This window comes from Lyngbya sp. CCAP 1446/10 (assembly GCF_026130175.1).
GTDB lineage: Bacteria > Cyanobacteriota > Cyanobacteriia > Cyanobacteriales > Microcoleaceae > Microcoleus.
The window spans coordinates 26711-39863 of sequence record NZ_JAIGNI010000017.1; the positions used below are offsets into that span (position 1 = coordinate 26711).

Sequence of the window (13153 nt, forward strand, 5' to 3'; positions counted from 1 at the left end):
AAATGTGAAAACAATCAACAGAAAGTCATAAAATGGAACTCGCAGTAGAATGTCAAAAGCGGGTAGAAGGCAGCAAGCCTAACGCCCTCCGCCGCTCAGGAATGATTCCCGCCGTCCTCTACGGACACAACGGCTCTGAATCCATTTCCCTTACCATCAAAGCCAAAACAGTTGAACACCTGCTCAAAAAGCACGTAGTCAACAACGCCCTAATTGACCTCAGCATTCCCGAACTCTCTTGGACAGGAAAAACCTTGCTGCGGGAAGTTCAAGTTCATCCTTGGAAAGGCTTTCCTTACCACCTGAGCTTTTTCTCCGTCGCAACTCAAGATAGCCTGGAAGTTGAAGTATCGCTGAGTTTTGTCGGCGAAGCTATCGGTGTCAAGTTAGAATCCGGTATGTTAGAAACTGTGTTGACGCAAATCGCAGTTAAGTGCAAACCTGATAGCATTCCTGATGCAATTGAAGTAGATGTTTCTAACTTAAAGGTAGGGGATGCGCTGCACATTCATGAGTTAGTTTTGCCTCCGGGAGCAGAAGCTCTTGGCGATCCAACTCAGGTGGTTGTTACCGTTCTGGGAACTAAAGCCAGTGCTGAAGAGATAGCAGAAGAAGAAGAAGCAGCAGCAGCAGCAGCTTAATTAGTAATTGCTAATAGTTGTTAAGTAATTCTTGAAAAAAAGGCGATCGCTCGATCCGAAAAGGGCGATCGTTTTTTATTCAATAAGGCTATTCTAGTTTTGGTGCGATCGCACTTGCATTGCTCCGCCTTGAATCTGCTGTCGCACCCATTGACGAAAATCAATCTCTGCGGCAACTTCATCTATGAAAGCCACTTCTAGAAACTGGTATAAATCCGTTTTTTCAATAATCCCAAAAGTGGGAGATCGATCGCACTCGACACAAGCCCCATCGACTAATTGCAGAATCCGCCATACCCGCCCGTTAAACCGCCAAAACTCAGGCACGCCCATACTCGCATAGAGTGTATTTTTATTGATATCGGTATGGGTAATATCCACTTCCACGACTAAATCGGGGGCTGGATCGATATTCAAGTTAACCGGGCGATCGGCAACTAAGGCATAATTCTGAATATAATATCCATTGTCTGGCTCGGCGCTCTTGAGTAGGTCTTCGCGATCGAGCGTAGTCGATCCCATCGTCTTAATTTTCATCCCCATCTCAACCACAAGGACTCTCACAAAGAGTTCAATCAAGCGAGCAGAGCGTTCGTGTCCTTCGAGGCCTCTGGTAATTTCTAACGCTCCGTTATCGTAGGTAAAGCGGGCGCGGGTGCGCTCAGTCAGCAAACTTTGAATTTGCTTGAAGGCGCGCCAATCGAGATCGCGAAAGGTGAGGCGCTTTTCTCCGACAAGTTGAGGTGGTGGTTGTAACAACATCAAAATTACCGCAATTTGAGGAAAAGTTGACAGAACATTTACTGTGCACTTATTGTAAGATATTTCTGCAATAAGTCTTGTGGTGCAGGCATCCTGAGTGCGATCCATCAATTTTGATACTACTCGTTCTGCTCTTCAACCCTTGGCAATGCGGGTTTTGTTTGTATAGACGCGGTTTCAACCGCTGAGTGTCTCCCCAGCACCCGAAGTCAAAAAAATTAATAATTAGGGGAACAACCCTGCTATTGTTAGTGTCAAACCCGACTATAATTGTGAAACGCTTTAACTAGCCTATTTAATTGCTGCCTCGGTCGCCACCGCCTATATATGCCATCAACAGTCAGTACAGAATCAACAGCGGTTCAATTTAACCAACAGGGAGAAACGTATTTATCCCAAGGGAAATTAGAAGAAGCGATCGCCTCCTGCGAGCAAGCTTTGAAGATTCACCCCAATTTTGCCCCGGCTTACAAGACTTTGGGTAACGCGCTGCAAGCTCAAGGCAGGATGGAAGAGGCGCGGCACTGGTACGCTAAAGCTATTGAAATAGCACCGAATTTTGCGGAAGTATACGCGAATTTGGGCAGCATTAGCGCGCAGCAGGAAAAATGGTCGGAGGCGATCGGATTTTATCAAAAGGCGATCGCCCTGAAACCGAATTTCGCGGGAGTATACCGCAATTTAGCCAAAGTATTTGGACAAATTGGCAAAGGGGCAGAAGCTCAGGAATGCTGGTATCGTGCATTCTCTTTGGAACCAGAAAAAGCATCGCCGGCAGAACACTTAGGTATGGGTGATGCTTTTTTCCGGCAAGAAAAGTTTCCCGAAGCTATTTCTTGTTACGATCGCGCCATAAAATTAAATCCTAATTTGCCCCAGGCTTACCAAAATTTGGGCGAAGCGCTGAAAAAACAAGGCAAGTTAGAAGAAGCGACAGTATATTATCGCAAAGCTATTGAACTGAACGCAGCTAATGCGAGAAACGGCAGCGAGGGAGAGCAAACTTTGGCTGGTGCAACCGCGACTAACGGTGCTGCTAAGCCGCCACAAGTTCAACAACAAATACCGCAAAAAATTCAACAACCACAATTTCAACAACAAATACCTGAGCAAATATTGCGAAAAATACCGCAAGAAATACTGAAACAAATACCGCAACAACTTCAACAACAGCTTGGGCGTCAACAAGTTCAGCAACCTGTTAATGCTGGAATTACTACAGAAGATCCAGAAGCATACAAAATACTGGCAGAAGGTTATTTTGCTCAGGGGAAATGGGAACAGGCAATTTCTGCTTGCAAGAAAGCTCTACAAATTAAGCCGGAAGCGCCGCTTTACAAAATGCTCGGCAACGCCCTCCAAGCTGTTAGCAAAATTGATGAAGCTAAAAGTTGCTATGTCAAAGCAATAGAAATTAATCCGAATTTTGCTGAAGCTTATGCTAATTACGGCAGCATTTGCGCGCAGCAAGAACAGTGGCAGCAAGCGGTTTCTGCTTACGAAAAGGCGATCGCGCTGAAACCAGATTTTGCAGGTGCTTTCCGCAATTTTGCGAAACTTTTGACTCAGTTAGGTAAGTCGGAAGCGGCGGCCGAAGCTTTGTATCGAGCTTTGGCGATCGACCCGAAATCGGTTCCGGCTGAGGAACATGAGAATTTAGCTAAAACTTTGATCGAGCAAGGTAAGGTAGAGCAAGGAATTGACTGTTACCGGCGCGCGGTTGAGTTGAACCCAAATGCTGGCGCAGCTTATCACGAATTGGGCGAACTTCTGAAGGGTCAAGAACAGTGGGAAGCGGCGGTAGATGCTTACACCAATGCCATTAAAACTAATCCCGAACTTTCTTGGTCGCACAACAATTTAGCTGAGTCGTTGGTGAAGTTGGAACGCTGGGAGGAAGCTGTAAATGCTTACCGCAAGGCGATCGAATTAAATCCTGATTTTAGTTGGTCTCACAACAATTTAGCAGACGTGCTGCTGAAGTTGGAACGCTGGGATGAAGCGGTTGTGGCTTACACCAAAGCAACTGAATTAAATCCAGAGTTTAGTTGGTCTCACAATTATTTAGCTGACGCGCTGATTAAACTGGAACGGTGGGAAGAGGCAATTTCGGCTTACCAAAGGTCGATCGAACTTAACCCCGAACATTTTTGGGCGCACAACAATTTAGCAGAAGCGCTGGTGAATTTGGAACGCTGGGATGAGGCGGTGGTTGCGTACCGGCGCGCTAATGAACTGAATCCGAGTTTCTTCTGGTCGCACAGTAAGTTGGGCGACGTGCTGCTAGAAATGGAAAGGTGGGATGAGGCGATCGAGGTTTACCGTCGCGCGGCGGAGTTGAATGGCGATTTTCCGTGGACTTATTACAACATGGGGACGGCTTTTGAGAAGCTGGAACGGTGGGATGAGTCGATCGCTGCTTACCGCTGTGCTGTGGAAATTCAGCCGAATTTGCCGTGGATTTCGCAGAAGCTGGCTGATGCTTTGAGGATGCGATCGCAGTGGGATTTGCAGCAGGCGATGCGTTTGTACCGCAGGGCGATCGAGGAGAAGCCTGATGATGTGCAGTTGTATCACAAGGCGCTGGAAATTGCGCCGAATGATGCTGATCTTTATGTGGGGTTGGCTGATGCTTTGGTGCGGCAGAATTGGCCTGATGGGGCGATCGTCTTTTATCAGATGGCGTTGCAGGTGCGGCCTGATGACGAGGCTATTTCTGGGCTGTTAGAAGAAGTATTAAAAAAAAAGGGTATAACTAAAACGACGGGAAAGGGCGATAGATATTAATTCTGATTTAGCTGAAGTTCATGATAAGTTGGGTCATAGTTTGGCTAAAGTGGTGCGACAACAGGAAGCTAGTGTTTGTTGTAGTCGGGGACTGGAAGTGAAGGCGAAGGGCAGGTGATAGTATTCCTATATCTGCAATTCCATTGAAGATTGACTGTAATTCAGTAAAAGGTAGTAAAACTATGCTTATGGAAATTAAAAAAATGGAAGTGGCTGAACTATTAATATTAGGGAATACACTAAGAGAACAAAATAAAATAGATGAAGCGGCGGCAGTTTACAGTCAATCGCTCTATCTCAACCCTAGTTGTTTTTGGGCCCATTATCACTTAGCTAATATTTGGTTAGAACAGGCGAAAGTAAATGAGGCAATAGTTTCTTACCAAAGAGCAATTGAGATTGATCCTAGCTTTCATTGGAGTTATCATCATCTGGGCAATGCTTTTGCCCAACAACAAAGATGGCAGGAAGCTGCTGTTTCCTTCCAGCAAGCGCTCTCTCTTCACTCGGAGCATTATGGAACTTATCATGGCTTGGGTCAAAGTTTACAAAAACTAGGAAACTTTGACGAAGCGATCGTGGCTTTTCAGAAAGGAATAGAATTAAACCAAGATAGTGATTGGCTAAAATCAGATTTAATTGGGGCAATTGAACAAAAGCTAGATCTAAAAAATCAGCTTTTATTCAATACTTATTACTCATTGGCTCAGTCTTTTGTAAAACAGGGCAAACAAGAAGAAGCTATAAGTTACTGGCTGATAATTTTACAGCAGTTCTCAAATATTTTGGAACCAGAAACTTTAAGACAAGTAGCTAGTAATATTATAGGGGAACAATTAGTAGATGACGATCGCATAAAAATCTATGGCAAAATAAGTAAAATGTTTTTTCATAAAGGACAGTTAGAACAAGCGATTACTATTCTGTGTAGCGCCATTTTACTTAACTCTAATTGCCAAGAATTATATCACATTCTTGGGGAAATTATTTCTCAAAAAATGGGATTACAATCAGAATTAGACCAGTTGAGAATGGATTTAGATGAAACACAAACTCAATTGCTACAAGTTCAGGCAAAATTAACTAAGTCGGAAGATATTAAAACAGCCTTTAATGAAACACAAACTCAATTACTACAACTTCAGGCAGAATTAACTATATCTAAAAATATTGCTAAAAAATCTATTAGCTATTACCAATGGGCTGTTGAAAGCCATCCTGAAGAATTGCTAAGTAAAAAAGAGTGGGAGCAAGCAACTAATACCTTACGTTACGCTATGGAAATTGCCCCAGAGTCGGGGTATAATGCTTATGTTTTGGGGTTAGCATTGACTAGAATTGGTCAAGAAGAAGAGGCACTTGCGGTGTTTCATAGGGCGGTAGAATTATTAGAACAACAAGCAAAGGTAGAATTGACGATACTTTCCTATCAAGAGATGCTAAAGCTATCGTCAAATGGAGATATATTCTTTAAATTAGGGATGCTGCTGGCACAGTGTGGTCGGTTTGCAGAAGCCTTAACCGCATACGAACAGGCTTTGCAAAGCCCGTCAGGAAAACCAGAAGATTATGCCAAATTGGCAGTGATTTTAGTCCAGCAAGGATTTGGAGAAGAAGTATTTAATTGCGGTCAAAAGTTAGAAAGAACCAATGATCTGATTAAGCTCTATCAAGAGCTAGGTTTGTTGTTATACCAAGAAGGTTTGGTAACTGAGGCGGTTAGATTTTTTCAGCAAGTACCGGGAGTCAAAACGTCTGGGAAATGGAAAATTTATCAGGACATTTGGGATGATTTGAACCAAAAAGATGTGTTAGCAGCAGGAGATTGGAACTATCCTACAGAAATTGAGTTAGAAGAAGTGGCAAAATACTTTGCTAATATTAGTAACTACAGAGTAATGACTCTGGATTCATTGAGTGAATCTGATAAAGATTATCTAGAAAAGCATGGCTTATATCTGCCATATTTGAAACTATTTATAAATAAAACTTTTAGCTTAGAGCAAATACTAATTAAGAGTTTTGATGACTCACCAGAAATATTAGGCAAAAAAATTAACTTAGCAGGCTATGGTTCTTGTGATTTTTCTTATGAACAAAGTCTGATAGAAACAGGCTATATCTACTCGTTCTGTCCCTTCAGTGGAAAAATTTTGCGCTCTAATCAATCCCTTGTAATTAATCACAGAGACCTTGATGATAAGCAACGATTTGATCTTCATGGTTTTTGTTATAGATTTGTGGGAGAGGAAGTGTTTTACCTGATGACAGGTCATGTCTTTGGCTACATTTTGCTGATCTACTTTCCTAAATTAGATTTAATTATAAACATTAATGCCTATCACCTAGCAGATTTCAGTTACAAACCGGTAGAAAATATGAACAAACTCAAAAGTTATATGGTTACTTGCTGGAAACAGGTAAAATCATACATCGCATCCCCTCATGTAAAACAAGTAGTTGATGTAATTGGTTTACAATTTAATATGGGTCATTACTTTTGGCAAGATCTAGTAGGTATTCATGTTCTGTGTAAAAATGGTCTTCTTCATAAACTAGATAAAATTTTAGTAGGACCCGGAGATTATTTGAGGGCTAAAGACGTATTTCCGGAAATACCCTCGGAAAAATTTGTTGAAGTTGAGGATGTGTTGCAAGTTTTTAAAACTGTTGTAGCCAATAATTATGTAGCCTTAAAAGTCAATGGGATTTTTATAGAAGAGGATTTAGCTACTAAGGTATATCAGGGTGGAATCAAGCAATCTTCAAATGTTTTTTTACAGGAAGTGGAAAAAGCTAAAAAACATTTTCCTTTAATATTGATATGGATTCGTAGTCATAGCCGAGTCTGGTTGTCTCAAGTAGAAGGATTTGCTAATATCATTAATACATTAGCTGCTGAGTTCCCTAATTTAGGGATTATATTTGATGGTTGGGGAAGCAAAAAAACTTATGAGGAAGGTACCGCTAGAGAAATAGAAAGGGTCAATGAAACTATCCATAAAATTTTACCTCTGATTACTCAAGATGTTTACATATATAACTCTAATGGTAGCATGAACCATCAAAAAGTGGTGTGTTCAAGACTTATAGACTGTTACATAGCATCTCATGGAAGTGCTCTGACTTTTCCTGTATGGATAGGGGGTAAACCAGGTGTTGTACATGGAACACCTTATGACAAGGAACAATTTTCTAAATGTGAATTTTCAGGCATTTTTAGAGAAAATGTTGTAGATGCTATACCTTTATTACCTGATGTGTTTGACTCAAATGGATGGGTAAATGAGTATGATATGGATTGGCGAAGAATTTACGAGGAAGTTGTCAAAATAATACGCGGTCTTTCCAGTTAATTAAAAGCCACACAATACAATTAATTTTAGATATCTAGTGAGCCTAAGTCATTGGTGTAAATATGTAGAAGCGATGCCAAGATTGCCTCCAGGCATTGAGATGGCAACTACGGGGGAATTGCCTCTGGAAGGGATACACAATTCATTCAGCCTCGCTATAGTTCATTGGAACTGTTTTATAATCTAACAATGTGGTACTATCTAATTACTAGAAATCACCCATGCTAGAAGTAATCTAAGGAAACAACACAATGATAAGCCATCATAAATGAACTTAGAAATTGGCGTTGCTGAACTTCAGTATGATCTGCCTGTAGGGGTAGAGCCAAGAGTGCTTACCCCGTCGGCGGTAGGAGCTCGACCGGGGGGGATTGCCCCTACGAATTTCATACTGAAGTTCAGCAACGCCTAGAAATTTTCTACTCGGTTACTGATGAATGAGGAATCATAGAATGGCTAAAATTCTCGTCGGCGGCTCAGGTGGCGCTCCATCTAACAACTTTATTCGCTCATTACGCGAATCTTCTCGTAATGACTATCTAATCGGTATGTCTTGCATTCCTTCAGATCTATTCTTAGCAGATACCGAAGAAAAGCATCTGGTTCCTTATGCAGTAGATCCTGAATATCCAGAAGCAATACTGAGACTTTTACAGAAGACTCAACCAGACTTTTTACACTTGCAAAATGATTTTGAGGTACTAGCTATCTCTCGCCTCCGAGATCAAGTTCAAGCGCTGGGAGTCAAGCTTTTTCTGCCTGCCTCAGATACGGTGGAAAATTGTGTAGATAAGTATGAATCCTACAAGATTTGGAGTCAATCTGGGATTAAAGTGCCTGAAACTATCATGCTCCATACTCCAGAAGACCTAAAATTGGCATTTGAAAAGTTTGGTCATAAGGTTTGGGTGAGAGCCATTACAGGAGGTGGCGGACGCTGGGCACTCCCAACGGATAACTTTGATTTTGGCAAGTTATGGATTGACCGTTTTCAAGGTTGGGGTGAATCTACAGCAGCAGCGTGCCTCACTCCCCAGAGTATTACTTGGCTCTCCATTTGGTACGAGGGAGAGCTGGTAGTAGCTCAAACCAGGCGGCGGAGAAGTTGGAACTTTGGCAACCGAACACTTTCTGGAGTTACTGGAATTACAGGGGTTGCTGAAACCTGTTCCGATGCGATTGTAGACCAAGTGGCACAAGATGCTATCTTAGCAATTGACCAGAAGCCACACGGGATATTTGGCGTAGACATGACCTACGACCAAGAAGGGTGCCCTAACCCTACGGAGATCAATATTGGTCGATTCTTTACTACCCATTACTTTTTCACTAAAGCTGGTCTAAATATGCCAGAAATCTACTGTAATATTGTTTTAGATGGAAAATTTCCAACTCTCGATCGTAAAATTAATCCGCTACCGAATGGCTTGGTGTGGATCAGGGGTATGGATGTGGAACCTGTGATGACAACTGTTGAAGAAATGGAAAAAATGGAGCAATGTCAACTTTAAATTTATTGGAGAGAAAGACAGTTTTAGTGACTGGTGCTACTGGGTTCATTGGCGCTCATTTAGTGCGCCGTCTGTCCCAGAATCCTGCCATCCATCTGGTGCTTCTTACTAGAAAACCTATGGTTGAAAGTCGAGATGGCATAACTTGCATAGCAGCAGCTCTCGACCAACTGACAAAGAAAACCTGGCAAGCAGCAGGCATAGAAAAAATTGATGTGGTACTTCATCTGGCGGCATTCATTCCCAAAAGTAATGATGCCATTAATGCGGTGGAACAGGTGTACCGAGACAACCTTCTGGGAACCCGCAGCCTATTAGAAAGCCTTCCAACTCCGCCTCAACGAATTGTTTTCGCTAGTACCATTGATGTGTATGCCGCACTACCTGATGGCGTAGCTTTGAGTGAATCATCACCCATTGAACCTGCTAGTTTATATGGGGCATCAAAGCTATTTTGCGAACAACTAATTCGTACCTACGCTCGCCAGCAAGATTGCAATTATGCTATTTTGCGTTATGGTCATATATTTGGTTCAGGGGAAGCAGCTTATAAGAAGTTAATCCCCCAGACAATCCAGCGATTACTTCAAGGGAAAGCTCCAATTTTGTATGGGGACGGGAGTGCGGAGCGGGATTTTTTGTACGTGGAAGATGCAGTTGAAGCAACTTTGCGAGCAGCTACTTCTGAGATCCAGCAAATAAGCCCTCTTAACATAGTGCGTGGAGAATCAAGCTCAATCCGCAGCATCATTGAAACTCTCATTCAGCTTACCGAATTTTCAGGGACTATTCAATATTTAGCGGATAAGCCAGTAGGAAATTCTTTGCGTTTTGACAGTAGCAAAATGCAGGATATTCTGGGGAAATGGAAACTTATTTCCTTAGAAGAAGGTCTAAAAAATGAAGTTGAGTATTTTCGGAATCTAATCCCATGAGCCATAGTGAAGAAAAAGACAGAGTTGAACAGATATCAGATTGGTATTTAAAGGAGCAGCTTGATTTTGACAAGCGCTTAATTCGCCTCCGCTACCAAAGTCTGAAACCTTACTTGCAAGCACCGGAAGGCTTGGAACTAGGGTCAGCAGAAGGGGAAATGACCCAATTTTTATTACAGGACTTTGCAAGACTAACCTGTGTAGAAGGTTCGGCTGAACTGTTGGCTAATATTCTTGATGCTCCCAATTTGGTCAAGATACACGCACTATTCGAGGAGTTTGAACCAGACAGGCAATTCAATACGATTGTTATGGAACATATTCTGGAACATATAGAGGAGCCAGTGGCATTGTTGCAACGTGCCAAACATTGGTTAGCTCCTGGGGGGAAAATCCTCGCAGGTGTGCCAAATGGTAATTCTATTCATCGGCTTGTCGCTGTCAAAATGGGACTATTGAAACATCCTTGTGAACTGAACGCAAGAGATCATTCCTTGGGACATCGCCGTGTGTACACGCCTGAAACATTTAGGCAGGACATAGAACTTTCAGGACTTCATATTACTGAAATGGGGGGTGTTTTTTTCAAACCTCTTTCCAATCAGCAAATTCAGGATTATTGGACGGAAGAGATGATTCAAGGTTTCTATGAATTAGGTAAGGATTTTCCCCACTATGCGGCAGAGATATATGCTGTTTGTGAACTGCCATGATTCAATTTGTTATTGTTGACCTAGACGGCCCTATTTTGGATGGAAAATTTCGACATTATGCCTGTTATAGTCAAATTTTAATGCAACGAGGCTATACACCAATTAGTTTGGAAAACTATTGGCAGATGAAGCGAGAACAAGTGAATCGGAGAGAGCAGTTAGCAGCATCTGGATCTGAATCAATGTATGAAGAATTCTTACAGGCTTGGCTGAAATTAATTGAACAGCCACAATTTCTGGCGTTAGATCGCCCACAACCGGGTATGATTGATAAATTACAACAATGGCGCAATTCGGGACTTCAATTAATTTTGGTCACTCTGCGACGCTCCCCAGAACGTCTTCATGCTCAACTGGTTGAATTAGGCTTAGATAGTCTTTTAGATTATGTATTGCCGTGCGCTCATCAATTAGGAGCAAATGGCAAAGTTGAACAAGTTAAAAAAGCAGTTAGCCAAGTATCTCCTGAAAATTCTATTTGGATTGGGGATACAGAGGTAGATGTTGAAGCTGCCAGATTACTGGGATGTCCCATCTGGGCAGTTACCTGCGGTCTTCGCACAGAATTATACTTAGCATCCCTATCTCCTGATTTCTTAAGTCCTGACTTATCAAGTATTAATTTGAGGTGTTTAGATGGGAATTGAGCAATGTCGGATTATTGAATTACCAAAAATTTCAGATCCTAGAGGAAACTTAACTTTTGTTGAAGCTAATAGGCATATTTCATTTGATATAAAGCGAGTTTACTATCTTTATGATGTTCCAGGGGGTTCGGAACGGGCGGCTCACGGTCACAAACAATTGCAGCAGCTATTTATTGCCATGTCAGGGAGTTTTGATGTACTAATAGATGATGGGTATGAAAAAAAGAAGTATCACATGAACCGTTCTTATTACGGTTTATATATTTGCCCTATGATCTGGCGAGACCTTGATAATTTTTCGTCAGGATCGGTTTGTATGGTTTTAGCCTCTGATTACTACGATGAGTCTGACTATTACCGTGAGTATCAAGATTTTATCAATGCAGTTAAGAGGTAGGAAATGAATATTTATTTACAAAAAATTGATCGCCATGAGCCTCATGCTGTGCGCTCGACATTCAAGCCGCGCCAAGCGGCTAGGAAAGATTTTTTTGAGGTAGAGCATATGCTTATAAAAAACCTCTGAAAATTAGGAAGAGAAGTAGACTTTCTTGTGGATAGCGATTCCTTCAATAATTGGAAATATGATAAATTTGATTAACACATCTTGAATGGTAGTTACGGTCTAGAATGACAGGCAAACGATGGCTCGATTTAAATATTTGACTAAGGAGTGAATTTCAATGCTTATTCCCTTTCTAGATCTAAAAGCACCTTACCTAGAACTCAAGGAAGAATTAGACAATGCTTACCACCGAGTGATGAACTCTGGCTGGTATCTGCTCGGAAAAGAATTAGAAGCGTTTGAAGCAGAGTTTGCTAGCTATTGCGAAGCCAAATACTGTGTGGGAGTCGGCAATGGTTTAGAAGCTTTGCACCTAATCTTGAGAGCTATGGATATTGGCCCTGGTGATGAAGTGATTGTACCAGCCCATACTTACATTGCTACCTGGCTGGCAGTTTCCTATGCAGGAGCTACACCTGTTCCTGTCGAGCCTGACGAAAAAACCTATAATATCGATCCAACTCGTATTGAAGCTGCAATTACAGAACGCACCAAGGCAATTTTACCAGTGCATCTTTATGGTCAACCTGCTGATATGGATTCCATCAATCAAATCGCAGTACGATATGGTTTGAAAGTGATTGAAGATGCTGCTCAAGCTCACGGCGCGTGTTATAAAGGACGACGGGTTGGTGGGCTGGGAAATGCTGCGGGTTTTAGCTTCTATCCTGGAAAGAATTTAGGTGCTTTTGGAGATGGGGGTGCAGTTGTTACAAATGATGCGATAGTGGCAGAACGGGTAAAAATGCTCCGTAACTATGGGTCTAGTGTTAAGTACCATAACGAAATAAAAGGATTAAACTCTCGGTTGGATGAGGTGCAAGCTGCTTGGTTGCGAGTTAAATTAGCCAAGTTAGATGAATGGAATAATCGTCGGCGACTGATAGCGAGGTACTATATTGAATCTCTTCAAGGCTTTTCTGACTTGACTTTACCCTATGTGCCAGAATGGGCGGAACCTGTTTGGCACTTATTTGTTATCTGTCATCCCCATCGAAATATATTACAAAAAAAACTAATAGAGGTGGGGGTTGCAACGTTAATTCATTATCCCATTCCCCCTCATTTGCAATCAGCCTATGCAGACATGGGATTTCAGCCTGGAAGTTTTATGATTGCAGAAAAATTAGCTAATCAGATATTGAGTGTTCCTATTGGCCCCCATTTATCTGATGAAAGTCTGCATATAGTTATCTCACAACTTCGACTAATCCTCAATTAAATGGTTTTACCTTA

Annotated in this window: 10 protein-coding genes; 9 read left to right on the forward strand and 1 reads right to left on the reverse strand. The window is 41.9% G+C overall.

What is annotated here, in order from left to right; translation table 11 throughout:
- Nucleotides 1-32: 32 nt before the first annotated feature.
- On the forward strand, nucleotides 33-641 hold the full coding sequence (locus K4039_RS10010) for a 50S ribosomal protein L25/general stress protein Ctc (protein ID WP_265235024.1): 609 nt from the start codon (nucleotides 33-35) through the stop codon (nucleotides 639-641).
- A gap of 93 nt (nucleotides 642-734) precedes the next feature.
- Here K4039_RS10010 and K4039_RS10015 read toward each other — a convergent pair whose 3' ends face one another.
- Nucleotides 735-1403 carry a Uma2 family endonuclease gene (locus K4039_RS10015; protein ID WP_265235025.1) on the reverse strand — a complete coding sequence of 223 codons (669 nt, stop codon included), beginning with the start codon at nucleotides 1401-1403 and terminating at the stop codon, nucleotides 735-737.
- Between the two features lie 327 nt (nucleotides 1404-1730).
- Between K4039_RS10015 and K4039_RS10020 the strand changes: the two genes are divergently transcribed.
- From K4039_RS10020 to K4039_RS10055, 8 genes are all read left to right on the forward strand, one after another.
- The gene (locus K4039_RS10020; protein ID WP_265235026.1) at nucleotides 1731-4190 is read left to right on the forward strand and encodes a tetratricopeptide repeat protein; all 2460 of its coding nucleotides are present in this window, start codon (nucleotides 1731-1733) and stop codon (nucleotides 4188-4190) included.
- A gap of 188 nt (nucleotides 4191-4378) precedes the next feature.
- The gene (locus K4039_RS10025) at nucleotides 4379-7546 is read left to right on the forward strand and encodes a tetratricopeptide repeat protein (protein ID WP_265235027.1); all 3168 of its coding nucleotides are present in this window, start codon (nucleotides 4379-4381) and stop codon (nucleotides 7544-7546) included.
- A 452-nt stretch (nucleotides 7547-7998) separates the two neighbouring features.
- Nucleotides 7999-9057: a hypothetical protein gene (locus K4039_RS10030; RefSeq protein WP_265235028.1), complete on the forward strand. Its 1059-nt coding sequence runs from the start codon at nucleotides 7999-8001 to the stop codon at nucleotides 9055-9057.
- Nucleotides 9045-9992: an NAD(P)-dependent oxidoreductase gene (locus K4039_RS10035; RefSeq protein WP_265235029.1), complete on the forward strand. Its 948-nt coding sequence runs from the start codon at nucleotides 9045-9047 to the stop codon at nucleotides 9990-9992. Before K4039_RS10030 ends, K4039_RS10035 begins: the two co-directional genes overlap by 13 nt.
- Nucleotides 9989-10705 carry a bifunctional 2-polyprenyl-6-hydroxyphenol methylase/3-demethylubiquinol 3-O-methyltransferase UbiG gene (locus tag K4039_RS10040; RefSeq protein ID WP_265235030.1) on the forward strand — a complete coding sequence of 239 codons (717 nt, stop codon included), beginning with the start codon at nucleotides 9989-9991 and terminating at the stop codon, nucleotides 10703-10705. Before K4039_RS10035 ends, K4039_RS10040 begins: the two co-directional genes overlap by 4 nt.
- Entirely contained in the window at nucleotides 10702-11352 is a 651-nt protein-coding gene (locus K4039_RS10045) for an HAD family hydrolase (RefSeq protein WP_265235031.1), read from the forward strand. The genes K4039_RS10040 and K4039_RS10045 overlap by 4 nt, the downstream gene beginning before the upstream one ends.
- Nucleotides 11342-11749, forward strand: a complete 408-nt coding sequence (locus K4039_RS10050; RefSeq protein WP_265235032.1) for an FdtA/QdtA family cupin domain-containing protein — start codon at nucleotides 11342-11344, stop codon at nucleotides 11747-11749. Before K4039_RS10045 ends, K4039_RS10050 begins: the two co-directional genes overlap by 11 nt.
- A gap of 286 nt (nucleotides 11750-12035) precedes the next feature.
- Nucleotides 12036-13139 carry a DegT/DnrJ/EryC1/StrS aminotransferase family protein gene (locus K4039_RS10055; RefSeq protein WP_265235033.1) on the forward strand — a complete coding sequence of 368 codons (1104 nt, stop codon included), beginning with the start codon at nucleotides 12036-12038 and terminating at the stop codon, nucleotides 13137-13139.
- Nucleotides 13140-13153 lie beyond the last annotated feature (14 nt).